Annotated in this window: 17 protein-coding genes; 10 read left to right on the forward strand and 7 right to left on the reverse strand. The window is 60.6% G+C overall.

The annotated features are described in order from the left end of the window. Positions 1-20: 20 nt before the first annotated feature. The 5 genes from AC1RJ3_RS25815 to AC1RJ3_RS25835 all read left to right on the forward strand — a co-directional run bounded on the left by AC1RJ3_RS25815 (position 21) and on the right by AC1RJ3_RS25835 (position 5,092). The gene (locus tag AC1RJ3_RS25815; protein WP_493081267.1) at positions 21-737 is read left to right on the forward strand and encodes an ABC transporter permease; all 717 of its coding nucleotides are present in this window, start codon (positions 21-23) and stop codon (positions 735-737) included. A 24-nt stretch (positions 738-761) separates the two neighbouring features. After that, entirely contained in the window at positions 762-1,655 is an 894-nt protein-coding gene (locus tag AC1RJ3_RS25820) for a glycine betaine ABC transporter substrate-binding protein (protein WP_054594038.1), read from the forward strand. A 12-nt stretch (positions 1,656-1,667) separates the two neighbouring features. Further along, entirely contained in the window at positions 1,668-2,321 is a 654-nt protein-coding gene (locus AC1RJ3_RS25825; protein ID WP_054594039.1) for an ABC transporter permease, read from the forward strand. Then, positions 2,318-3,475 carry an osmoprotectant ABC transporter ATP-binding protein OsmV gene (locus tag AC1RJ3_RS25830; RefSeq protein ID WP_347928011.1) on the forward strand — a complete coding sequence of 386 codons (1,158 nt, stop codon included), beginning with the start codon at positions 2,318-2,320 and terminating at the stop codon, positions 3,473-3,475. Before AC1RJ3_RS25825 ends, AC1RJ3_RS25830 begins: the two co-directional genes overlap by 4 nt. Before the next feature lie 453 nt (positions 3,476-3,928). After that, positions 3,929-5,092 carry a type III PLP-dependent enzyme gene (locus AC1RJ3_RS25835; protein WP_427542685.1) on the forward strand — a complete coding sequence of 388 codons (1,164 nt, stop codon included), beginning with the start codon at positions 3,929-3,931 and terminating at the stop codon, positions 5,090-5,092. A 79-nt stretch (positions 5,093-5,171) separates the two neighbouring features. Here the strand turns inward: AC1RJ3_RS25835 and AC1RJ3_RS25840 are convergent, their stop codons facing one another. Beyond that, entirely contained in the window at positions 5,172-5,930 is a 759-nt protein-coding gene (locus AC1RJ3_RS25840) for a tetratricopeptide repeat protein (protein ID WP_493081272.1), read from the reverse strand. A 2-nt stretch (positions 5,931-5,932) separates the two neighbouring features. Further along, entirely contained in the window at positions 5,933-6,613 is a 681-nt protein-coding gene (locus AC1RJ3_RS25845) for a Fe2+-dependent dioxygenase (protein WP_054594043.1), read from the reverse strand. A 206-nt stretch (positions 6,614-6,819) separates the two neighbouring features. Between AC1RJ3_RS25845 and AC1RJ3_RS25850 the strand changes: the two genes are divergently transcribed. The 3 genes from AC1RJ3_RS25850 (at position 6,820) to AC1RJ3_RS25860 (ending at position 12,425) form a co-directional block, all read left to right on the forward strand. Then, complete coding sequence (locus AC1RJ3_RS25850) at positions 6,820-9,150, forward strand: TonB-dependent receptor (protein ID WP_347928013.1); 2,331 nt, start codon at positions 6,820-6,822, stop codon at positions 9,148-9,150. 146 nt (positions 9,151-9,296) lie between these two features. Beyond that, the gene (locus AC1RJ3_RS25855; protein WP_493081275.1) at positions 9,297-11,828 is read left to right on the forward strand and encodes a PepSY domain-containing protein; all 2,532 of its coding nucleotides are present in this window, start codon (positions 9,297-9,299) and stop codon (positions 11,826-11,828) included. A gap of 231 nt (positions 11,829-12,059) precedes the next feature. Next, positions 12,060-12,425 (forward strand): endonuclease domain-containing protein, encoded by a 366-nt coding sequence (locus AC1RJ3_RS25860; RefSeq protein ID WP_347928016.1) that lies wholly within the window; start codon positions 12,060-12,062, stop codon positions 12,423-12,425. A 206-nt stretch (positions 12,426-12,631) separates the two neighbouring features. On the opposite strand, the gene AC1RJ3_RS25865 is transcribed toward AC1RJ3_RS25860, so the two are convergent. From AC1RJ3_RS25865 to ptsP, 4 genes are all read right to left on the reverse strand, one after another. Further along, the gene (locus AC1RJ3_RS25865) at positions 12,632-14,173 is read right to left on the reverse strand and encodes an alkaline phosphatase D family protein (RefSeq protein ID WP_493081277.1); all 1,542 of its coding nucleotides are present in this window, start codon (positions 14,171-14,173) and stop codon (positions 12,632-12,634) included. 163 nt (positions 14,174-14,336) lie between these two features. Beyond that, a complete protein-coding gene (locus tag AC1RJ3_RS25870) occupies positions 14,337-16,076 on the reverse strand; it encodes a PTS fructose-like transporter subunit IIB (protein ID WP_493081279.1) in 1,740 nt (579 codons plus the stop codon). 11 nt (positions 16,077-16,087) lie between these two features. Beyond that, a complete protein-coding gene (pfkB, locus tag AC1RJ3_RS25875) occupies positions 16,088-17,029 on the reverse strand; it encodes a 1-phosphofructokinase (protein ID WP_054594048.1) in 942 nt (313 codons plus the stop codon). Continuing rightward, positions 17,029-19,890, reverse strand: a complete 2,862-nt coding sequence (ptsP, locus tag AC1RJ3_RS25880; protein WP_493081281.1) for a phosphoenolpyruvate--protein phosphotransferase — start codon at positions 19,888-19,890, stop codon at positions 17,029-17,031. The genes pfkB and ptsP overlap by 1 nt, the downstream gene beginning before the upstream one ends. Before the next feature lie 307 nt (positions 19,891-20,197). Here ptsP and cra point away from each other — a divergent pair, with 307 nt between their 5' ends. Both cra and AC1RJ3_RS25890 read left to right on the forward strand, forming a co-directional pair. Beyond that, positions 20,198-21,193: a catabolite repressor/activator gene (gene cra / locus AC1RJ3_RS25885; protein WP_103318625.1), complete on the forward strand. Its 996-nt coding sequence runs from the start codon at positions 20,198-20,200 to the stop codon at positions 21,191-21,193. A 3-nt stretch (positions 21,194-21,196) separates the two neighbouring features. Further along, positions 21,197-21,973 (forward strand): TatD family hydrolase, encoded by a 777-nt coding sequence (locus AC1RJ3_RS25890; RefSeq protein ID WP_493081283.1) that lies wholly within the window; start codon positions 21,197-21,199, stop codon positions 21,971-21,973. A gap of 42 nt (positions 21,974-22,015) precedes the next feature. Here the strand turns inward: AC1RJ3_RS25890 and AC1RJ3_RS25895 are convergent, their stop codons facing one another. Further along, entirely contained in the window at positions 22,016-24,046 is a 2,031-nt protein-coding gene (locus AC1RJ3_RS25895) for a methyl-accepting chemotaxis protein (RefSeq protein WP_493081285.1), read from the reverse strand. Positions 24,047-24,355: the final 309 nt, after the last annotated feature.

Genomic DNA, 24,355 nt, shown 5'->3' on the forward strand with positions numbered 1-24,355 from the left:
TGAAATAAAGGAGTCCGCCTGTGGCTATTCGCTATGGCAAAGGGCTGATAGGAGGAGCGGTTGTCGTCGCCCTTCTGGCCCTGCTGATCCACTGGATCGGCATCAACACGATCGACCTGTACCGCGACGATTTGTTGTTTTACCTGCAAGCTCATCTGATTCTCGTCCTCGTTTCCATGCTGGCCGCCCTCGTTGTGGGCATCCCCGCCGGTATCTTCCTCAGCCGCCCGACCATGGTCGGACGCGCCGAACGCTTCATGCAGCTCTTCAACATCGGCAACACTGTCCCGCCTCTCGCCGTACTGGCCATCGCCCTGGGAATACTCGGGATCGGCAGCGGCCCCGCGATCTTTGCGCTGTTCCTCGCGTCCCTGTTGCCCATCGTGCGCAACACCTACGAAGGCCTGAAAAACGTTCAGGGCTCACTCAAGGAAGCGGCCATCGGCATCGGCATGACCCCGCGCCAAGTGCTCTGGCGGGTCGAACTGCCGAACGCGATGCCGATCATTATCGGCGGCGTGCGCGTCGCACTGGCGATCAACGTCGGCACTGCGCCGCTGGCGTTCCTGATCGGCGCCAATAGCCTGGGCAGCCTGATTTTCCCCGGCATTGCCTTGAACAATCAGCCGCAATTGATTCTCGGCGCAGCCTGCACCGCCCTGCTGGCGTTACTGCTCGACGGTCTGGTGACACTGGCCAGCCGACTTTGGCTGGAACGCGGTTTACCCCAGTCCTGAATCCGGCTGAGCGAAGGAATAATCATGAAGACATTTAGCTTATTACTAGGCTGCGTCCTGCTGTGCGCAGGATTTGCCCACGCCGCCGACAAACCGTTGATCCGCATCGGCGCCCGGGTGTTCACCGAACAAACCCTGCTCGCGGAAATCACCTCGCAATACCTGCGGACCAAGGGTTATGAGGTCCAGGTGACCGGCGGCCTGGGCAGCAGCCTGGCCCGCAGCGCCCATGAAAATGGCCAGCTCGACCTGATGTGGGAATACACCGGCGTGTCGCTGGTGGCTTACAACCATGTCACCGAGAAGCTCGACAGCGAACAGTCCTACGCGCGAGTCAAGGAACTCGACGCGAGAAAGGGTCTGGTCTGGCTCACCCCGTCGAAATTCAGCAACACCTACGCCCTCGCGTTGCCGAAGAACGTGGCTGACGAATACCCGCAGATCAACCGCATCAGCGACTTGAACAACGTGCTCGACGCTGAGGCAAAGGCCAACCACCTGGTGGCTCTGGACACCGAGTTCGCCAACCGTTCCGACGGCCTCAAAGGCATGGTCAAGCTCTACGACATGAACCTGACCCGCAACAATATCCGGCAGATGGACGCCGGACTGGTCTACACCGCGCTGCGCAATGGCCAGGTGTTTGCCGGTCTGGTCTACACCACTGACGGTCGCTTGAACGCTTTCAAATTGAAACTGCTGGAAGACGACAAGCATTACTTCCCGGACTACACCGCTGCGCCGGTTGTGCGTCAGGTGTACCTCGATGCCCATCCGCAACTGGCCGAACAACTCAAACCACTGGCCGAACTGTTCGACGACCAAACCATGCGTCAGCTCAATGCGCGGGTCGATGTCGATCATGAAAGTCCTTCCGCCGTGGCCGCAGATTTCTTGCGCCAGCACCCATTGAACTAAGGAGGAAAAGCCATGGAATTTCTCAACGCCTTTTCCCACCTGGACTGGCCACTCGTCCTGCACCTGACCTGGCAACACATCACCCTGGTCGGCATCGCCGTGACCCTGGCGATTGTGGTCGGCGTGCCGCTGGGCATTCTGATGACGCGCTTCCCGACGCTGGCCGGTCCCTTGCAAGCCAGCGCCACGGTGCTGTTGACCATCCCGTCGATTGCGCTGTTCGGTCTACTGCTGCCGTTCTACTCGAAATTCGGCCAGGGCCTGGGACCGATGCCAGCCATCACCGCGGTATTTCTGTATTCCCTGCTGCCAATCATGCGTAACACCTACCTGGCGCTGACCGGAGTCGAACCCGGCATTCGCGAAGCAGCCCGGGGCATCGGCATGACCTTCGGCCAACGCCTGCGCATGGTCGAGTTACCAATTGCGGTGCCGGTGATCCTCGCCGGCGTACGCACCGCCGTGGTCATGAACATTGGCGTGATGACCATCGCCGCTACCATCGGCGCCGGTGGTCTGGGCGTACTGATCCTCGCTGCCATCAGCCGCAGCGATATGTCGATGCTGATCGTCGGTGCGGTGTTGGTCAGTCTTCTGGCGATCTTCGCCGACCTGCTTCTGCAATGGCTGCAACGTTCGCTGACTCCAAAAGGATTACTCAAATGATCGAACTTCAAAACCTCAGCAAAACCTTTCACAGCAACGGCAAAGATGTGAAAGCCGTGGACTCGGTAAGCCTGATCGTCAACGAAGGCGAGATTTGCGTGTTCCTCGGCCCGTCGGGTTGCGGCAAAAGCACCACGTTGAAAATGATCAACCGCTTGATCAAGCCGACCTCGGGCAAAATCCTGATCAACGGCGAAGACACCACCGATCTTGACGCCGTTACCTTGCGCCGCAACATCGGTTATGTGATCCAGCAGATCGGCCTGTTCCCGAACATGACCATCGAGGAAAACATCACCATCGTGCCGCGCCTGCTCGGTTGGGACAAACAGCAATGCCACGATCGCGCCCGCGAATTGATGAACATGATCAAGCTCGAACCCAAGCAGTACTTGAGCCGCTACCCGCGTGAGCTGTCCGGTGGCCAGCAACAGCGGATCGGCGTGATCCGCGCCCTCGCCGCCGACGCCCCGTTGCTATTGATGGACGAACCGTTCGGCGCGGTCGACCCGATCAACCGCGAGATGATCCAGAACGAATTTTTCGAGATGCAGCGGGCGCTGGGCAAGACCGTAATCATGGTCAGCCACGACATCGACGAAGCGATCAAGCTCGGCGACAAGATCGCGATTTTCCGTGGCGGCAAGCTGATTCAGGTCGATCACCCGGACACCCTGCTCGCGCACCCGGCGGATGACTTTGTCAGCAACTTCGTCGGCCAGGACAGCACGCTCAAGCGCCTGCTGCTGGTCAAGGCCGAGGACGCGGCGGACAACGCGCCGTCAGTCAGCCCGGAAACGCCGGTGGCCGAAGCGCTGGAACTGATGGACGAACTCGACCGCCGCTACGTGGTGGTCACCTGCGCCGACAACAAGGCACTGGGCTACGTGCGCCGCCGCGATCTGCACCGTCAGGCCGGCACCTGCGTGCAATACCTGCGCGAATTCAACGCCACGGCAGCCTACGACGAGCACCTGCGAATCCTCTTGTCGCGCATGTACGAGTTCAACCGCTCGTGGCTGCCGGTGATGGACGCCGAGCGGGTGTTCCTCGGTGAAGTGACGCAGGAGTCGATTGCCGAATACCTGAGTTCCGGGCGCTCGCGGGGTGGCAAGACCAGCATTGTTTCGCCTGCAGAGACTGCGCTGGCCTGACGGATACTGTGGCGAGGGAGCTTGCTCCCGCTCGGTTGAGCAGCAACCGAAAATTGGGGGCAGCTTCGCAGCCCAGCGGGAGCAAGCTCCCTCGCCACAAAGACAATGAAAACCCTTCCAGAATGCCTCAATCGGGGAACATCAACCTGTCATCAGGGTCGGTTACACAAGTGTCTGACCGGGACCGCACGACGGATGCGTGCAAAAACGCGACATTTTTTGTTGATCTCAAGGCCCTCACGCCCTAAAGTTCGCGCCGAACGTCCATGCTGGAAACGATCCATCCGGCTCAAGTACTGACGACGAGACAGCAAGGCCAAGGGAATCTGCATTTCCCATGGCCTTTTTGCTTTCGGCGACATGCCTTGGGAAGTAGGCGAACCAAAGTGGGGATACGGAGGACGTTCATTTGCACCCATTGATAATTTCAGTTTGCCAGTAGGAGTTCCCAGCATGTCGATCAACGTCGAAGACTATTTTGCGCGCGAAACCTTTCAGAAAATGAAGGCCTTCGCTGACAAACAAGAAACCCCGTTCGTGGTGATCGACACTGCGATGATTGCCCAGGCCTATGACGACCTGCGTGCAGGTTTCGAATTTGCCAAGGTTTACTACGCGGTCAAGGCCAACCCGGCCGTCGAAATCATCGACCTGCTGAAAGAGAAAGGTTCGAGCTTCGATATCGCCTCGATCTACGAGCTGGACAAAGTGCTGGGCCGCGGCGTAACCCCGGACCGCATCAGCTATGGCAACACCATCAAGAAATCCAAGGACATTCGCTACTTCTACGAGAAGGGCGTGCGTCTGTATGCCACCGACTCCGAAGCCGACCTGCGCAACATCGCCAAGGCTGCACCGGGTTCGAAAGTCTATGTGCGCATCCTGACCGAAGGCTCGACCACCGCCGACTGGCCTTTGTCGCGCAAATTCGGCTGCCAGACCGACATGGCCATGGACCTGCTGATCCTCGCTCGCGACCTGGGCCTGGTGCCTTACGGCATCTCCTTCCACGTCGGCTCGCAGCAGCGTGACATCAGCGTCTGGGATGCGGCGATCGCCAAGGTCAAAGTGATCTTCGAACGTCTGAAAGAAGAAGACGGCATTAACCTCAAACTGATCAACATGGGCGGCGGCTTCCCGGCCAACTACATCACCCGCACCAACAGCCTGGAAACCTACGCCGAAGAAATCATCCGTTTCCTCAAGGAAGACTTCGGTGACGATCTGCCGGAAATCATCCTTGAGCCAGGCCGTTCGTTGATCGCCAACGCCGGTATCCTGGTCAGCGAAGTGGTGTTGGTCGCGCGTAAATCCCGCACCGCCGTCGAGCGTTGGGTATACACCGACGTGGGCAAGTTCTCCGGCCTGATCGAAACCATGGACGAAGCCATCAAGTTCCCGATCTGGACCGAGAAGAAAGGCGAGATGGAAGAAGTGGTCATCGCGGGCCCGACCTGCGACAGCGCCGACATCATGTACGAAAACTACAAGTACGGCCTGCCACTGAACCTGGCCATCGGTGACCGCCTGTACTGGCTGTCCACCGGCGCGTACACCACCAGCTACAGCGCCGTTGAGTTCAATGGCTTCCCGCCGCTGAAATCGTTCTACGTCTAAACGCAGCGGTTAAGGCTGTAGGAGCACGGCTTGCCGGCGATAGCGATCTCAGGAACGCCTTCGCCGGCAAGCCGTGCTCCTACAGGACCTGCGCCAGGCCAGCGGCCCGTCGCTGATAATCCGTGGCCAACGCCCGGATTTGTGGATCGCTCGCACTCAACAGCGCCGCGCCTGCCACTTTCAAGAACTTCAAATTCCCACCCGCCAATGCCTCGTGCAGCCAGCTCAGCGCAGCCTCGATCTGCCCTTGGTGGGCCAGCACTGCCGCATAACTGAACTGCCCCCGAAAGTCCCCACCCTCTGCCGAACGTCGATACCAATCCACTGCGGCCAGAGGATCCGCCGGGCAGAATCGCCCCTCTTCCAGATAGCGCCCCAGCAGGTTCATCGACTTGGCGTGGCCCAGTTCGGCGGCTCGGCGATAAAGATTCAGGGCTTGCGACTGATCCTCGACCACACCACGCCCGGTGGCCAGCAGGTTGGCGTAGTTGTACATCGCCCAGTCCAGTCCGGCTTCGGCGGCGAAGCGATAATGTCCCGCAGCGACTGTAGCGTCGGCATTACAGCCCCAACCATGTTCATGACAACGCCCGAGCATGTTGCGCGCCATCAGATGCCCGCCGTTGGCGGCGATCTTGAACCAGCGCAAGGCCAGTGCCTGGTCCTTGGCGATGCCCTGCCCTTCGAGCAGGATTTGACCGAGCAAGGCCTGGGCGTCGAGGATCCCGGTCTTCGCTGCAATAAGTATTGCCTGAGCGGCACGGGCCGGGCTCTCGGTGAGCATCACGCTGAGTTGATCGCCATCGAGGACTTCCTCGCGGCGCAGTCGATAGCTCACGGTTACACCTCGACCCAGCGGCGCAGCAGGTTGTGATAGGTGCCGGTCAGGCGAATCAGCGATGGGTGATCCGGCATGTCCCGGGTCAGTTGCTGGATCGCCTCGTCCATCTCGAACAACAAGGCGCGCTGGCTGTCTTCGCGAACCAGGCTTTGGGTCCAGAAGAATGAGGCATAGCGTGTGCCGCGAGTCACCGCGTTGACCTTGTGCAGGCTGGTGCCCGGATAGAGCACCAGGTCGCCGGCCGGCAACTTCACTCGCTGAGTGCCAAAGGTGTCCTGGATTTCCAATTCGCCACCGTCGTACTCGTCCGGGTCGCTGAAGAACAACGTCGACGACAGGTCGGTGCGAACGCGCTCGATGCTGCCCTTGGGCTGACGCACGGCGTTGTCGATATGAAAGTCGAAGCTGCCCCCCGCCGTGTAGCAGTTCAGCAGTGGTGGAAAGACTTTGTGCGGTAACGCCGCTGACATGAATCGCGGATGTTTCCACAACCGTTCAAGCATCGCTGCGCCAATTTCCTGCGCCAGCGGGTGACCTTCCGGCAGTTGCAGATTGTGCTTGGCCTTGGCCGACTGAAAGCCTGCGGTGATCTTGCCGTCCGCCCAGTCAGCCTGCTCCAGAGCCTCGCGAATGCGCTGCACCTCTTCGCGGGAGAACAAGCCGGGAATATGCAGCAGCATGGGGCGATACCTGAGGGCAAAGGGATGCCAATGGTATTGATTCTTATTGGCAATGTAAAATCGCGCTGACGGATGAGTCCGTAAAACCCGTAAGGAAAAACTGTAAAGAATGTAAATTCAGCGCAAATAGCAATATATCTCAATTGATACAAATACGTATTTACCCTATATTCCGCCGCCTCAAACCCTGGGGAGGGGAATTCACAATGTCACGCCAACTACCACAATCACCGGTCAGCTCACCGCGTCTACTCGCCTCTGCAATTGGCGTGGCGATCACTGCCAGCTCTGCAGCGCACATGGCTTACGCGGCAGAAAAGACCGACGATAAAGCGCCGCGCAATGCGATTGCCCTGGATGCCACCAGTGTCACCGGTGAAGCCCAGGACTCCACCTCCTACCAGGTCGAAAAAGCCTCTTCGCCCAAGTACACCGCGCCGCTGATTGATACCCCGCGTTCGGTGACCGTGATTCCACAGCAGGTCCTCAAGGACACTGGCGCCCTCAACATGCAGGATGCACTGCGCACCGTCCCGGGCATCACTTTCGGTGCTGGTGAAGGCGGCAACCCGCAGGGCGACCGTCCATTTATTCGTGGTTTCGACGCTCAGGGCGACACCTACCTCGACGGCGTACGTGACACCGGCTCCCAGAGCCGTGAAATCTTCGCCGTTGAGTCGATTGAAGTCAGCAAAGGCCCGAACTCCGCAATTGGCGGTCGTGGCGCAGCCGGTGGCAGCATCAACCTGGTGAGCAAAAAGGCGCACCTGGGCGACTCGTTCAATGGCGGTTTCACCTGGGGTTCGGACCAGACCCAGCGCTACACCCTGGACAGCAACTACCAGTTCAGCGATACCGCCGCTGGCCGCCTGAACCTGTTGAGCCACGAAAGCAACGTCGCTGGTCGTGACAAGGTCGACTACGACCGTTGGGGCATCGCGCCGTCGCTGGCCTTCGGCCTGGGCACCGACACCCGCGTCAACCTCGACTACTATCATCTGCAAAGCAACGACCTGCCGGACTCAGGTATTCCGTACACCGTACCGGCTTCGGGCAAGACCGCCGATCGCACCAAGAGCAGCCCGGACAAACCTTACGCGGGCGGTGACAGCAGCAACTTCTATGGCTTGACCGACCGCGACTTCCGCAAGACCCGTACTGACACTGCGACCTTCGCCATCGAGCACGACCTGAGCGATGCGCTGACCATCAAGAACACCCTGCGCCACGGCACCAGCATGCAGGATTACATCCTGACCCAGCCGGACGACAGCAAGGGCAACGTGAACAACGGCAGCGTTTGGCGTCGTGCCAACACCCGTGTCAGCAACGTAGCGACCACTACCAACCAGACCGATCTGTTTGGCAATTTCTACATCGCCGGCTTCAAGAACAGCTTCTCCACCGGTGTCGAGTTCACCCGTGAAGAAGGCGAAAAATCCTCGTACAACGTGAACACCGATACCACTCCAGGCTCGGGTCCAGCGGACAAACCAAGCAGCAACTGCACGCCATCGATGATCGGCGCGTCCAGCGGCTACAACTGCACCTCGCTGGCCAACCCGAACCCGAACGATCCGTGGAACGGTGCGATTTCGCGCAACTACGCGGGCACCGACACCACCGCCAACACACGTGCCCTGTACGTCTTCGACACGCTGGAACTGTCGCCGCAATGGCTGGTGAACATGGGCCTGCGCTACGACCACTTCGACACTAAGTACAAGACCTTCACCGCGGCGGGTGCCACCACGGCCAAAGGCGCTGACACCAGCGAGTTCGTCACCGGTCAGTTGGGTGTCGTTTACAAACCGGCTGAAAACGGCAGCATCTACGCCTCTTACGCGACCTCCGCCACACCACCGGGTAATACCCTGGGCGAAGGCATGGATGGCAACCCGCTGTCGGGCACCAAGGATCGCAACGGCAATCTGCTGAGCAGCGACATGGAGCCGGAAACCACCAAGAACTACGAAGTCGGCACCAAGTGGGACCTGCTCAACGATCGTCTGTCGTTGACCGCCGCCCTGTTCCGTACCGAGAAAGAGAACGCTCGTGTTCAGGTTGATACCACTTCCTACGCAAACGCCGGCAAAACCCGCGTTCAAGGGATCGAGCTGTCGGCCAACGGCAAGATTACCGACAAATGGCAAGTCTTCGCTGGCTACGCCTACATGGACAGCGAGCAAGTCGATGGCGGCCCGCTGAACCACGCCACCGATGGCAACCAATTGCCTAACACCCCGAAAAACAGCGCCAGCCTGTGGTCGACTTACAACGTCACGCCGAAGCTGACCTTGGGCGGCGGCGCGTTCTATGTCGATGACGTATTCGGCAGCGTGGCCAACACCACCATGGTCAACTCCTACGTTCGTTATGACGCGATGGCCAGCTACAAGTTGACCAAAAACGTCGACCTGCAACTGAACCTGCAGAACCTGACCGACGTGACCTACTACGACAAAGCCTTCGCCACCCACTTCGCCAATCAGGCGCCGGGCCGTACGGCATTGCTGAGCACCAACTTCCACTTCTGATAAAGAACGATGTCGCCAAGCCCCGCCCATCACGATGAGCGGGGCTTTTGCATGTAAAAAAGAATGTTTCTCGACAACTCACGGCATAATGCGCGCCGTGACGTTTCTTATTGAACAAACAGTTTTAGACGAACAAGGCGGTCGACGTGTTGAAGAAAACCCTGTTCCAGCTGCACTGGTTCTTCGGCATCAGCGCGGGTCTGGTACTGGCCTTGATGGGCATTACCGGTGCAGCGGTGTCGTTTCAGGATGAGATCCTGCGGGCACTGAACCCACAGGTCCTGCAGGTCGAGAAGCAGGTGGCCGGCGTTCTGCCGCCGGCAGATCTGGTGGCCAAGGTCGAGGCTGCCGAAGGCAAGAAAGTCGCGATGCTCTGGGTCGAAACCGAGAGCGGCTTTGCGGCGCGCGTGTTCTTCACCCCGCCGCCGGGCGAGCGCCGTGGCCAGATGCGCTACGTCGACCCGTACACCGGCGACTACATGGGCGATGCCGTCGGCCAGGATTTTTTTGGCCTGATGCTGCAACTGCACCGTTTCCTGGCGATGGGCGACACCGGCCGGCAAATCACCGGTGCCTGCACACTGATTCTGATTTTCTTCTGCCTGTCCGGGCTCTACTTGCGCTGGCCGCGTCAGGTGGCGAGCTGGCGTGCCTGGCTGACCCTCGACTGGGCGAAAAAAGGTCGCAGCTTCAACTGGGACCTGCACTCGGTCGCAGGCACCTGGTGCTTGCTGGTGTATTTGTTGGCCGCGCTGACCGGGCTGTCCTGGTCCTATGAGTGGTACAACAAGGGCCTGAGCAAACTGCTGTCCGATGCACCGCAAAACGAACGCATCAGACCAGGTCGTGGTACCCCGCCACCGGCCGGCCCCCTGCCGACCGCCGATTACAACGCGATCTGGAGCAGCATCTACAGCGCCGCGGGGCCGGGCCTGAGCGCCTATAACGTGCGCATGCCACCGGTGGCCGGACAACCGGCGACCGTGTTCTATCTGTTGAAAAACTCACCCCATGACCGGGCGCTGAACCAGATCACTCTCGACCCGGCCACCGGTGTTATCAGCCGTCATGATCGCTACGGCGACAAGAGCTTCAAGGCGCAACTGTTGACCAGCATTTACGCGCTGCATGTCGGCAGTTACTTCGGCCTCGTCGGGCGAATTGTGCTGACACTGGCCTCGCTGAGCATGCCGCTGTTCTTCATCACCGGCTGGTTGCTGTACCTGGACCGTCGACGCAAAAAACGCCAGATCAAAAACGCCCGTAAAGATCTGGAGCAAACCGCCAGCGATGTACCGGCATGGCTGATCGGCTTCGCCAGCCAGAGCGGTTTTGCCGAACAGTTGGCCTGGCAGACCGCCAGCCAGTTGCAAGCCGCCGGGTTGCCGGTAAAGGTCCAACCGCTGGCGGCTGTCAGCGAGCAGGACCTGCGCGAGTCGAGCAATGCGCTGTTCGTGGTCAGTACCTTTGGCGACGGCGAAGCGCCGGACAGCGCTCGTGGTTTCGAGCGCAAGGTGCTGGGTCGGGCGCTGAGCCTTTCGAGCCTGAACTACGCCGTGCTTGGCCTCGGTGATCGGCAGTATCAACACTTCTGCGGCTTTGCCAAACGCTTGCACAGCTGGCTTTCGGAACACGGTGGCACCACGTTGTTTGCCCCGGTGGAAGTCGACAGCGGCGACCCGTACGCCCTGCGCCATTGGCAGCAGCAACTCGGTCAACTGACCGGGCAGCCACCGGTCGATACCTGGAAAGCCCCGAGCTACAACAACTGGACCTTGAGCAAGCGCGAACTGCTCAACCCCGACAGCAGCGGCGCCGACGTTTACCTGCTGGGCCTGACGGCGCCCGACACCAGCAGTTGGCTGGCCGGCGACCTGGTTGAAGTGCTACCGCGCAACTGCCGGGGCGCGATTGAACAGTTCCTTGAAGGGCTGGGCATCGCCGGTAATACGCGAGTGCAACTCGATGGTTTGCACAAAACCCTTGAACAAGCCCTGGCCAGCCGTCAGTTGCCGGAGAACCGCGTGCATCTGGTCGGCCTGCACGCTCAGGCGCTGGTCGATGCGCTGGTGCCATTGGCCATGCGCGAATACTCGATCGCCTCGATTGCCGCCGACGGCGTGCTCGAACTGCTGGTGCGTCAGGAATGTCATGCGGATGGACGTCTGGGCATCGGCTCCGGCTGGCTGACCGAATACGCGCCATTGGGTTCTGCCATCAGCCTGCGGGTACGGCGCAACAGCGGTTTCCATCTCCCGGCAACGCCCGTGCCGATGATTCTGCTGGGCAACGGCACCGGGCTGGCTGGCCTGCGCAGCTTGCTCAAGGCACGGATTGCCGATGGCCAGACACGCAACTGGCTGCTGTTTGGCGAACGCAACCGCGAGCATGACTTCCTCTGTCGCGATGAGCTCGAGGGATGGTTGATCGAAGGCGATCTGGAGCGGCTGGACCTGGCGTTTTCGCGGGATCAGGCCGAGAAGATCTACGTTCAGGATCGCCTGCGCCAACGTGCCGTCGAGCTGAAAAAGTGGCTGGCGGACGGTGCATCGATCTACATCTGCGGCAGCCTGCAAGGGATGGCGACAGGCGTGGATCAAGTACTCAACGAAGTGCTCGGTGTTGATGAAGTCGAGCGGCTGATCGAGCAGGGCCGCTATCGCCGCGACGTCTACTGAAGCCCCCTCACCCTAACCCTCTCCCCAGGGGGCGAGGGGACTGACCGAGATGTCTTGCGCTGTCCATCGACCTGAAATGCCGAGTCGAACTCAGGTTTGAAAACGAAGAAGATTAGCTCCCTTTCCCCCTCTCCCCCCTGGGGAGAGGGTTGGGGTGAGGGGTGGTTCTAGAGCCGCAGTACAAAACCCGACTACAGTTAAACCTCCATTCCCTTCACACGGACGTGAAGCATGCCCAACCGCCCCACCCTCGACCAACGCCAATTCGCCCGCACACTTCGCGTCAACCAGACCGATTGCGAACGCCTGCTCTGGCAAAAACTCCGCAGCCGGCAAATTGCCAATCTGAAATTTCGACGCCAATTCCCCTGCCCGCCGTACATTCTGGATTTCTATTGTGCCGAGCTGAAACTGGCTATTGAACTTGATGGCGGTCAGCATTATGAAACGGCCGCCATAATCCATGATCGGCGTCGAACGCTCTACCTTCAGCAGCAAGGGATTGAGGTTGCGCGGTTCAGTAATCTGGAGGTCATTGAGCAGATGAGTGATGTTCTGGAGCAGGTTCTCAGGGTGGCGGCGGATCGAATGCCGTGATCCTGATCTGAAATCGTCCCCTCACCCTAGCCCTCCCGAAACGTCGGACTGCCCCAAGGGGCGAGGGGACTGACCGAGGTGTCTTGCGCTGTCCATCGACCTGAAATACCGAGTCGAACTCAGGTTTGAAAACGAAGAAGATTAGCTCCCTCTCCCCCTCGGGGAGAGGGCTGGGGTGAGGGGGTGGTTTTTGAAGATCCACACACTCAAACCGGCTGCAACCGCTGCTCAAACACCGCCACCCCATCCAGATCCCGCAGGATCACACTCATTTCGCCGGTCTGGCCATCGATATTCACCTCGCCGAAAAACTGAAACCCGGCAAACGGTGAGGTGTTCTGCGCCGGTGGGGCTTTCTCGAACACCACTTCGGGGCCGAAGGTTTTATCCAGCGGATTGGGGCCGAAGCTGCCGGCATTCAAGGGACCTGCGACGAACTCCCAGAACGGTTCGAAGTCCTGAAACGCTGCACGATCCGGGTGGTAATGGTGAGCGGCGCAGTAATGCACATCGGCCGTCAGCCAAACGTAATTGCGCACCTGCTGCGCCCGCAAGAAACCCAACAACTCAGCGATCTCCAGCTCGCGGCCCTGGGCCGGGCCTGGATCACCGTTGGCCACGGCTTCCCAGCGCGGCACGCCGGGGCTGACTTCGCCATCAGGCACGCCAAGACCAATCGGCATGTCCGCGGCGATGACTTTCCACTGCGCGCCGGAGTTTTTCAGTTCACGCTTGAGCCACTCCAGTTGCTCGCGTCCGAGGAAGGCTTTTTCGCCGCCGAGGTTGTCGTCGTTGACCCCGCGATAGCTGCGCATGTCCAGCACGAACACATCCAGCAGCGGCCCGTAACCGAGCTTGCGATAGATCCGTCCGCCGTTGTCGGCGGCCTGCAAGCGCATCGGCGCGTATTCGAGCCAGGCTTGCCGCGCACGGCCGACCAGGCTGTGGATATCCTTGCTTTGGTAGCGCTCGTCGAGCTGTTTGCCCGGCGACCAATTGTTCACCACTTCGTGGTCGTCCCACTGCCAGATCTGCGGCACTTCGGCATTGAAGCGGCGGATGTTTTCGTCCATCAGGTTGTAGCGGTAGTTGCCGCGATATTCGTCGAGGGTTTCCGCGACTTTGCTCTTGGCTTCGCTGGTGATGTTGCGCCACACCCGACCGTTTTCGGTGGTCAGTTGCGCCGGCACCGGGCCGTCGGCGTAGATGGTGTCGCCGCTGTGGATAAAGAAGTCCGGCAGGCGCAAGCGCATCGCTTCGTAAATGCGCATGCCGCCGATATCCGGGTTGATGCCGAAGCCCTGGCCTACGGTGTCGCCGCTCCAGACAAAACGGATGTCGCGACGGGTCTGCGGCACGCTACGCAGGTGACCGAACCACGGTTCGCTGGCCACACCGCTTTGGGCGTCTTCGAAGTACACGCGATAGAAGATCGCCTGATCGGCGGGCAGCCCGGTCAGCTCGACCCGGGCCGTGAAGTCGGTGCGGGCATCAGCCAACGGTGAGGCGAAACGCCGAGGATTGCTGAACAGGCTGCGAGTGTCCCATTCCACGACCATCCGCGCCGGGCGGTCGCTGCGGCTCCAGATCATCGCCCGGTCGCCCAGCAGATCACCGGATTGCACGCCATCGGTGAGCTGTGGGCGATCCTTGACCGAGGCGATCACCGCCGGAGCCAGGCCAGGTAACAACAAACCGGCACCGACAGCCTGCATCACTCGACGGCGTCCCAAGTCGAATTCGCTCATGGAGTTCTCCCTAAAAGGAAAACTTAAACATGGCTGTGTGAACGCGCGGTGACATTCACCCTCTGACCTGTAGGAGCAAGGCTTGCCCGCGATGAACGATAACGCGGTACATCAACCAGACCGCGTTGGCTTCATCGCGGGCAAGCCTTGCTCCTACGGAACCTCAGGCGTTGGCCGGTTCCAATGCCAACTCGGCGACTTCCGGGCGTTTGACCGCGGCGTAAACCACCGCCGTCAACAGGCTCCCGGCAACAATCGCCAGCAGGTACAGCAGCGCATGGTTGATCGCATTCGGGATCAGCATCACGAACAGTCCACCGTGCGGCGCCATCAGCTTGCAGCCGAAATACATCGACAGTGCACCGGCCAGTGCACCACCGGCGATGCTTGCCGGGATCACCCGCAATGGGTCCTTGGCAGCGAACGGAATCGCCCCTTCGGAGATAAAGCACAGCCCCAGCACCAAGGCGGCTTTACCGGCTTCGCGCTCGGTCTGGGCAAACTTGCGCCGGGCGATGAACGTGGCGATGCCCAGGCCAATCGGCGGCACCATGCCAGCGGCCATGGTCGCGGCCATCGGCGCATAACTTTGCGACGCCAGCAGCCCCACCGAGAACGCATAAGCGGCCTTGTTGATCGGCCCGCCGAGGTCGACGCACATCATGCCGCCGAGCAATACCCCCAGCAGAATCGCATTGGTGGTGCCCATGCTGTCGAGGAAATGCGTCAGGCTTTCCAGCAGTCCGGCGACCGGTTTACCGACCACATAGATCATCACCAGGCCGGTGAACAAACTCGCCAGCAACGGGATGATCAGAATCGGTTTCAGCGCTTCCAGACTTTGCGGCAGACGCGCATAACGGTTGATCGCCTGCGCCGCGTAGCCGGCAATGAATCCGGCAATGATCCCGCCGATAAAACCGGCGCCCAGGGTACTCGCCAACAGGCCACCAATCATCCCTGGCGCCAGGCCAGGACGGTCAGCAATCGAATAGGCGATGTAACCCGCCAGCAACGGCACCATCAACTTGAACGCGGTATCGCCACCGATCTGCATCAGTGCCGCCGCCAGCGTGCCCGGCTCCTTGAACGCGGTGATGCCGAAGACAAACGACAGCGCGATCATCAAGCCCCCGGCCACGACCATCGGCAGCATGAACGAGACGCCCGTCAGCAGGTGTTTGTAGACCCCGGTTTTCTCTTTCTTGGCCGGGCCTTGGGCGCCGCTCGATGCGGTTTCTTGCTTGCCTTCGGCCAGTGCTTTGTTGAGTGTGGCCTCGGCCTGCTTCAGGGCGATGCCAGTGCCGCAGCGGTATATTTTCTTGCCGGCGAAACGCTCGGTGGCGACTTCGATGTCTGCCGCCAACAGCACCACATCGGCATCAGCAATGGCTTGCGCGCTCAACGGATTACGGGCGCCGACCGAGCCCTGGGTTTCCACCTGCAAGTCATAACCCAGACGCTTGGCCGCCTGCTGCAAGGCTTCGGCCGCCATAAAGGTATGGGCGACACCGGTCGGGCACGCAGTGACCGCCACCAGACGCGGCGCGGTTTTGCTGACAGTTGCGGGTTCAACGACAGCTTGCGGGGCGACATAGATTTGGGCTTCTTCAGCACCACGGCGCAGCACTGCATCGACGTCTTGCAGGGCTTGGGACGGCGTGCTCTGGAACACCCGCTTGCCGACAAACCGCGACATATCCACAGTCCCGGTGCTGACCAGCAACACCCACTCGGCGTCTTCCAGGGTCGCGGCGGACAGTTGGCGCTCCGGGTGTGCGGCGTCATGCACTTCAACACTAGTGCTCCAGCCCTGACGCTGCGCGGCGGCATCGAGCAAACGCGCGCACAGCACACTGGTAACCATGCCATTCGGGCAGGCAGTAACAATGGCTAACTTCATGACCAACCCTCTTATTGTTCTGTCAGGAGGCGCACGCGCACCTCCTGTTCGAGCTGCGCCAGTTGCGCGGCGTCACCGATACCAAAACCGATCTGCGTAACGGCCATGGCGGCAATCGCCGTGGCGGTGCGCAAGGTTTGTTCTGGCGTATCGGCACTGAGCAAACCGTGGAGCATGCCCGCGAGCAATGAATCGCCGGCGCCCACCGTACTGACAACACTGACCCTGGGTGGTGTGGCGTGCATCGCCGAGCCGACACTGAACCAGTTAACGCCCTCGGCACCGTGGGAAATCACCACGTGTTCGATGCCATGAGCGTGCAAACGACTCGCCGCTTCGGCTTGTGCAGCCACCGAAATCGCCTCGCAGTCCAGCGCCTCGGACAGCTCTTCGGTGTTCGGTTTGATCAGCCACGGTCCCGCCGACAGCCCTGCGCGCAAGGCTTCGCCGCTGGTGTCGAGGGCGACTTTCAAACCCCGCGACTTGAGGCGCAACAGCAACCCGTGCAACCACTGTGCGCTGACGCCACGCGGCAAACTGCCGGCGACCACTACGGCGTCATGACCCAAGGTGATCTGATCCAGACGATCGAGCAACGCCTGCTGCGCAGCCGCACTGACCACCGGCCCTGGACCGTTGATGTCAGTGATGCGTCCGTCCGCTTCCGCCAGTTTGATGTTGCTGCGAGTCTCGCCGGGAACGCGGATGAAGGCGTCGACAAACCCGCGTTTGGCGAACAGCGCTTCGAACGCCTGCAGATTGTCCTCACCGAGAAAACCGCTGACCGTCAGCTGATGCCCGAGGTCTGCAAGCACCTGCGCCACGTTGATGCCCTTGCCGGCGGCGTGGGTGTGCATGGCGTCGCTGCGATTGACCTGACCAGGTTCCAGATGCGGCAACTGAACGGTGAGGTCCAGCGCCGGGTTGAGGGTCAGGGTTAGGATTTTGGCCATTACAGAGCCTCCACTAATGCGCGCACTTCATTCGCGCTGCCCACGGCCAGAGCCTGTTGGGCCAGATGTTTTACCTGCGCAAGACTCAGCTCACGAACCCGTGCCTTGACCTCGCCGATGCTGCGCGCCGAGACGCTCAACTCATCCACCCCCAGGCCGACCAACACCGGTACCGCCAGCGGGTCTGCCGCCAGTTCGCCACACACGCCGACCCATTTGCCGTGGGCATGGGCGGCACGCACCGTGATGTCGATCAGTTGCAACACCGCCGGGTGCAAGCCATCGGCCTGGGCCGACAGGGTCGGGTGACCGCGATCGATGGCCAGGGTGTATTGGGTCAGGTCATTGGTGCCGACGCTGAAAAAATCGACTTCCTTGGCCAGAACCGGCGCCAGCAAAGCCGCCGAAGGTACTTCGATCATGATCCCCAGTTGCAGGTCGGCCACCGGGATTTCCAGACGCAGGCGCTCGGTCATATCTCGCGCCTGACGCCATTCATCGACGCTGCCGACCATCGGGAACATGATCCGCAACGGTCGGTTGTCAGCGGCGCGCAGCAAGGCACGCAACTGCGCTTCCATGATCTGCGGACGTTGCAAGGTCAGGCGAATGCCACGCACGCCGAGGAACGGGTTTTCCTCCTTGGCAATCGGCCAATACGGCAACGGTTTGTCACCGCCAACGTCCAGGGTCCGCACCACCAGCGGCCGCCCGGCCAGACCATCGAGCACCCGACGGTATTCGACTTCTTGAGTGGCTTCGTCCGGCGCTTGCTGGTGGGCCATAAAAATCAGTTCGGTGCGCAGCAGACCAATCCCTTCAGCGCCCTGCTCCACCGCGCTGACCACACCTGCACTTTCGCCGATGTTGGCAAACACTTCGACCGCGTGGCCGTCAGTGGTCAGCGCCGGTTGGTGACGCTGGGCCGCAGCCGCTTGCAGGCGTTGCTCGCGGTTGTCACGTTCTTCGGCGGCACGCTGCAACGTCGCCGCATCGGCGTCGACATGCAGCCGACCGCGCTGGCCATCGAGCAGCAATGGCGTGCCCGACGCCAGCCGCAACACCGCCGCGCCAGCACCAACCAGCGCCGGAATGCCCAAGGCCCGAGCGACAATCGCGCTGTGGGCGGTGGCACCACCGCGCGCGGTGAGAATACCGGCAACCCGCGCCGGGTCCAGGCGTGCGACATCCGAAGGCCCGACTTCATCCATCACCAGGATGTACGGCTGATCCGGTTCGCTCGGGGTTTCGATGCCGCACAGTTGCGCGAGCACCCGTCGACCGATATCGCGCAAGTCCGCTGCTCGCTCGGCGAGCAAGGCATCCTGCAAGGATTCCTGTTGTCTGGCTGCCGCGTCGATCACCGCCATCCACGCCGCTTCAGCGCTTTCGCCTTGCTTGAGGCGAGTGTCGACTTCATCGGTCAGTTCCGGGTCGTCGAGCATTTCCTGGTGGGTGATGAAAATCTCTCGGATGGCCTTGGCCTTGCTGCGCTGGATCAGCCCTTCGATGTCGCGACGGACATCGGCCAGGGATGTTTTCAAACGCTCGCGCTCGATCGCCGTGGACTCGCCCCGCAACGGGTAATCGATCGCTTGTAGCACCTGAATATGTGCAGGACCAATGGCAATCCCTGGTGCAGCAGCGACAGCTTGAATCACGCAACCGGCGGCTGGAGCAACCACGACGTCAGTAATTTCGTCGATGACCTCGCTCTGTGCACTCACCGTCGGCAACGGTTCGATGTCTTCGCCCAGGCCTTCCTCGATAGCCGCCAGCAGCGCTGGTAACGCATCGGCGGCGATGCTCGGCTCGGCAATCAACTCCAGCACCTGGCCGCGACGAGCACCGAGGCTGAGCAGTTTGCTCAAGCTCTTCACCGACACCGCGCTGTCCTGACCGTCGACAATGCGGATGCGGATCTCGCCTTCAAAACTTTTCGCCAACTGCGCAAGGATCTTCGCCGGCCGCGCGTGCAAGCCATGGGCGTTGGCCAAGGCAATACGAGCGCTCGGCCAATCGGCCGGCAATTCACCGCCGAGCACTTCCAGCACCGCACGCCGGCTGGTGGCGCGACCGAGTTCGTGACCTCGGCCTTCAATCAGCAAGGCGCAAAGACGTTCGAGCAAGGCCTGATGCGCCTCGCCAAGGCTGGCCAGACAGAACAGCCCGCTCAGTGGCTGGCCGAGGTAACGAATCGGTTTGTCCGGGGTGACGAAGGCCAGGCCGGGGCGCTTGACCGTTTGTTCGCTGTGCAGCCACCACAGGCCATCACCCAACGGCAGCGCTTCGACCTGCTGCAATACCGCCGAAAAACCATTGCTCACGCAGTCGGCCTGACGCAACAACCGTGCGCCACGCCAGACCAGCTCTTCGAAGTCGTCGGCGGAGACGCCCAGGCCAATCATTTGTGCATCCAGCGCCAGCTCTTGCGGCGCGCCTTGCAGCAGTTTCAGCAAGGCTTCGGCGCTGCTGGCGCGGCGCAAGGCCTGGCCCAGATCGGTTTCACCGAGGGCGCGGGTCAGCAATTGCAGCAGGCGCAAATGCTCGTCAGATTTGGCCGCGATACCGATCGCCAGGTACACGATGTGCCCGTCGCCCCAATCCACCCCTTCGGGGAACTGCAGCAAACGCACGCCGGTGGTGTGCACCAGATCGCGGGTATCGGGGGTTCCGTGGGGGATCGCAATACCTTGGCCGAGAAAGGTCGAACCCTGGGCTTCACGCGCCTGCAAGCCGCTGAGGTAACCCTCGGCCACCAGGCCATCGTTAACCAGCGTGTCGGCCAGCAAATGCAATGCGGCGGCTTTATCCACAGCCGACTGGCCCATGGATATCTGCTCTATGGTGAGCTCGAGCATGCTTTCTCCTTTTTGGCGCGGGGTCGCGCCAGGTATTGTTTTGATTGAATCAGTTTAGGCTTTATTCAGAGCACTCTTTTTCAGAGCATCCTTTGTCGGTTTCACGGCAGAACCGGCAAAAAGAGCCAATAGCGCAGAAAATACGCTTGCTGAAACGTTTAATCTAGATGAGTTGGCACGTTACTCGATAATCTCCCAACCTTGAAGTCCAACTTGTCGGATGCGTTGCGACATTGGTCGCCTGCCGTAATCGGGTAGGATTGGACAAAATGTCGGGGCAAGCTCGAAAAAACAAGGAAATCCCGAGTTGAAACTCAGTGATATCGCCCAGTTGGCCGGTGTGTCTGTCACCACCGCCAGCTATGTCATCAATGGCAAGGCCGAACAGCAGCGCATCAGCAACGCCACCGTCGAGCGCGTGCGCGCGGTGGTCGAGCAACATGGCTTTACGCCTAATCCTCAAGCGGCCGGGTTGCGCAGTCGGCACACCCGCACCCTGGGTTTCATTCTGCCGGACCTGGAAAACCCCAGTTACGCGCGGATCGCCAAGCTCCTCGAACAGGGTGCCCGGGCGCGTGGCTATCAGTTGCTGATTGCCAGCTCCGACGATGCACCGGACAGCGAGCGCCAGTTGCTCAAGCTGTTTCGCGCACGGCGTTGCGATGCATTGATTGTCGCCAGCTGCCTGCCGGCCGGCGATGACAGCTATCGCCAGTTGCAGGCCAAGGGCTTGCCGATCATTGCGATTGACCGGGTCATGGAGCCTGAGCATTTCTGCTCGGTGATCAGCGATGATCGCGAAGCCAGCCTGAACCTCACCCGCAGCCTGTTGCAACCGCAGCCCAAGCAGATTGCGCTGATCGGTGCGCGACCCGAGCTGAGCATCAGCCAGGAACGTGCCGCCGGCTTCAAACAGGCTCTGATCGACTTCAAGGGCGAAGTCCTGATCGAACACGGCGAGGCGTTCAGCCGCGACTGCGGTCGACAACTGATGGAAGAATTACTGCAACGCCTCGGCCATTTGCCGGATGCGTTGGTGACGACGTCCTACGTGCTGCTTCAAGGCGTGTTCGATGCCTTGCATGACTTCCCGCTGAAAACCCGCCCGTTGCGCCTCGGCACGTTTGGTGACACGCAGTTGCTGGACTTCCTGCCGCTGCCGGTCAACGCCATGGCCCAACAGCATCAATTGATCGCCGATAAAGCCCTGCAGCTGGCGCTTGCGGCGATTGAAGAGGCCCATTACCAACCCGGCGTGCAAGCCATCGCGCGGACCTTCAAACAGCGTATTCGCCAGGACTGAAACGTGGAGCTGATCGACAGCCACACTCATCTGGACTTCCCGGACTTCGACCCGGACCGTCAGGCGCTGCTGGCTCAATGCCGCGCCTTGGGTGTGAAGCGGATGGTGGTGCTGGGGGTTTATCAACGCAATTGGCAGCGGGTCTGGGACCTGGTGCAAAGCGATCCGGACCTGCATGCCGCGTTTGGCCTGCATCCGGCCTACCTCGATGAGCATCGTCCCGCTGACCTGACCGAGTTGGCGGACTGGCTGACGCGTCTGGCCGGCCATCGGCAACTGTGCGCCGTGGGCGAAATTGGCCTGGATTACTTTCTTCAGGACCTGGACCGCGAACGTCAGCAAGCGCTGTTTGAAGCACAACTGCAACTGGCGGCAGACTTCCAGTTGCCGGCGCTGCTGCATGTGCGGCGCAGCCATGCGGCGGTGATTGCGACCTTGAAACGCTTCAGACTCAAACGCGCCGGCATCATCCACGCCTTTGCCGGCAGCCAGGAAGAGGCCCGCGAATACCTCAAGCTCGGTTTCAAACTGGGATTGGGCGGTGCGGCAACCTGGCCACAAGCCTTGCGCATGCACAAAGTAATCGCTGGTTTGCCGCTGGAATCGGTGGTGCTGGAAACCGATTCACCGGACATGGCGCCCGCCATGTACCCCGGACAACGCAACAGCCCTGCTCACCTGCCGGCGATTTGCGCAGCACTGGCGCAGATCATGGCCATCAGCCCCGAGCAACTGGCCGCTGCCAGCACCGCCAACGCCTGCGAGCTGTTCAACTGGTAATAACTGACAGCACAACACACCACATTTATTCGTGGTGAGGCTTCAAACCCTGAACGCGCTGATCAAGTGCTTCAACTGCACCACTTGGGCCGAAAGTGCACGGCTGGCATGCTCGGTCTGGTGCGCACCTTCGGCGGTGCGCTCGCCGGCCCGGTTGATCTCGACAATGTTCTGGTCGATATCGTGGGCCACCGCGGTTTGCTGCTCGACTGCCGCGGCAATTTGCTGGTTCTGATCGACGATCATACCCACCGCGCCGAGGATGTTTTCCAGGGCTTGCTGGACCTTTTCCGACTGACCGACCGTGCCGCTGGCCATCTGGTGACTGACGCCCATGGCCTTCACGGCGGCGCCAACGCCAGCGTGCAGCCTGGTAATCATCTGCTCGATTTCTTCGGTCGATTGCTGGGTCCGTTTGGCCAGGGTGCGGACCTCATCGGCCACCACCGCAAAGCCACGTCCCTGCTCACCCGCACGGGCGGCCTCGATGGCCGCGTTGAGCGCCAGCAGGTTGGTCTGCTCGGCGATGCTCTTGATCACTTCCAGCACGCGACTGATGGACTGACTGTCGCTGGCCAGTTGATTGATCACCAGCACTGACGAGTCGATCTCGCTGGCCAGTTGCGCAATGCTGCCTTGTTGCGACTCGACCAAGCCGCGACCGCTAATGGTTTCATCGTTGACGCTGTGGGCGCTGCTGACGGCAGCCGCCGCACTGCGCGCAACTTCCTGAGCGGTGGCCGACATCTGGTTCATCGCCGTGGCGACTTGCTCGATCTGCATACGCTGACCGGCCACCGCCTGATTGCTCCGGGCCGACACCGTTTCCACCTGACTCGCCTGACGCTCCACTTCGTTGACGGTCTTGCCGACCAACTCGATCAGGTCATGGATCTTCGCCACGGTGCCATTGAAGACGTTGCCCAACTCACCCAACTCATCACGGCTGTGGGCGGTAAACGTGATGGTCATGTCACCGGCCGCCACCTTGTCCATGACTCCGCCGAGACGCTTGAGGGTGGTGCGGGTGGAGGCATAGAAGCCGCCATAGAGGTAAAAAATCAGCACGAACACCACCGACAGTGCCACCGCCTGCAGCACCATGTGCGTGCGGTTCTGTTCCAGGCGTTGCTGCAATTGAACGCCGAGAAACTTAAGCGCCGCGTCATTCAGTTGATAGGTCTTGTCCATCAGCCCGGTGACCTGATCGTAAAAACCCTGCCAGGGTTTATCGAGGGTATCGGCCACCACCACTTGCTCTTCAAACAGCTCGCTGGCCTGTTTGAGCGTGGCTTTACTGGCATTGGCCGAGGGCTCCAGCACCTCACGCGCCGCTTTGCCGGCCGCCAGTGCGTCCTGCAACTTCAAGGCGTATTCGGCCTGAAGCTTGTCGATCTGCGCCAGCAGTTCATCGAACCGGGTGCTCGAAGCAGAGTTGAGAAACCCCTGCCCCAGCGAGTAGGCCCCCATCGCCCGGCCCTCGCCGAGGGTTTGCGTCACACGCGGGGTAACGTTGGTGATCAGCTCACTCAATTGGCGCAGATCACTCTGGTTGTCACGACTCAGGCCGGCCTGGCTGGCGATGATCTGACTGAAAATCTGTGCGTTGCCGAGCAGTTTGCCAATCAGCGCACTTTTGCTTTGCACAGACGTCTCCGTTTGTTGAGCCTTGAACGCTGCAATCATTTCATCGCGCTTGCCATCAAAAACACTGACCTGCTCAGGATCATTGGTCGTCGCGGTCAGACTTTGCAGGCGTGCTAGCACGCTCTGCTCAAGGGCGCTGATTTTCGATTCGGTATCGCCCGCCTTGCCAGACTGGCCGAGGGTCGCGTTGATCTGTACCAGGTTGTTCAGGGTTTCCAGATCTCGCCGCAGCGTCAGGCCACTGCCCAGCAGGTCGAGGCTTTGCAACTCGACCTGGGTGCCCTGGAACTCGCGATACGAATCCCGAACCAGATAGAAATTGGTCACCAGCATGGGGAAGAAAAACAGCACGCTGATCAGGCTGAACTTCATGCCGAAGCTCAGGCGATTCATCAGCGCAACGGCGGGATAGAGCAAACTCTTCACGGACGTCCCCCTTTCATTTCTTATTTTTTTGGGCAGGCACGCAGATGCAGCAGATAGCCACTATGGCGCGCTGCTTCTGTATAGCTCAAATCGAAAGGGGGTTTTGTAACTTAAGGTTAACGACTCGAACGCGATCACTCAGGCCGGAAGAAAAACCTGTGGCGAGGGGGCTTGCCCCCGCTGGGGTGCAAAGCGCCCCTAAAATCGAAGTACGCGGTTCGTCAGGAGAAGTGAGTCAACCGGTTTTACGACTGCTCTGCAGCCGAACGGGGGCAAGCCCCCTCGCCACAAAAGCGTTCGCCACACAGC

It is taken from the genome of Pseudomonas sp. GW822-FHT04C11, assembly GCF_058800905.1.

What these genes read in the sequence shown, in the direction of transcription:
- AC1RJ3_RS25820 (WP_054594038.1), top strand. Translation starts at nt 762, where the DNA reads ATGAAGACATTTAGCTTATTACTAGGCTGCGTCCTGCTGTGCGCAGGA.
- AC1RJ3_RS25870 (WP_493081279.1), bottom strand. Translation starts at nt 16,076, where the DNA reads ATGAAGTTAGCCATTGTTACTGCCTGCCCGAATGGCATGGTTACCAGT.
- AC1RJ3_RS25860 (WP_347928016.1), top strand. Translation starts at nt 12,060, where the DNA reads ATGCCCAACCGCCCCACCCTCGACCAACGCCAATTCGCCCGCACACTT.
- AC1RJ3_RS25825 (WP_054594039.1), top strand. Translation starts at nt 1,668, where the DNA reads ATGGAATTTCTCAACGCCTTTTCCCACCTGGACTGGCCACTCGTCCTG.
- AC1RJ3_RS25865 (WP_493081277.1), bottom strand. Translation starts at nt 14,173, where the DNA reads ATGAGCGAATTCGACTTGGGACGCCGTCGAGTGATGCAGGCTGTCGGT.
- AC1RJ3_RS25830 (WP_347928011.1), top strand. Translation starts at nt 2,318, where the DNA reads ATGATCGAACTTCAAAACCTCAGCAAAACCTTTCACAGCAACGGCAAA.
- AC1RJ3_RS25845 (WP_054594043.1), bottom strand. Translation starts at nt 6,613, where the DNA reads ATGCTGCTGCATATTCCCGGCTTGTTCTCCCGCGAAGAGGTGCAGCGC.
- pfkB (WP_054594048.1), bottom strand. Translation starts at nt 17,029, where the DNA reads ATGGCCAAAATCCTAACCCTGACCCTCAACCCGGCGCTGGACCTCACC.
- AC1RJ3_RS25850 (WP_347928013.1), top strand. Translation starts at nt 6,820, where the DNA reads ATGTCACGCCAACTACCACAATCACCGGTCAGCTCACCGCGTCTACTC.
- AC1RJ3_RS25835 (WP_427542685.1), top strand. Translation starts at nt 3,929, where the DNA reads ATGTCGATCAACGTCGAAGACTATTTTGCGCGCGAAACCTTTCAGAAA.
- ptsP (WP_493081281.1), bottom strand. Translation starts at nt 19,890, where the DNA reads ATGCTCGAGCTCACCATAGAGCAGATATCCATGGGCCAGTCGGCTGTG.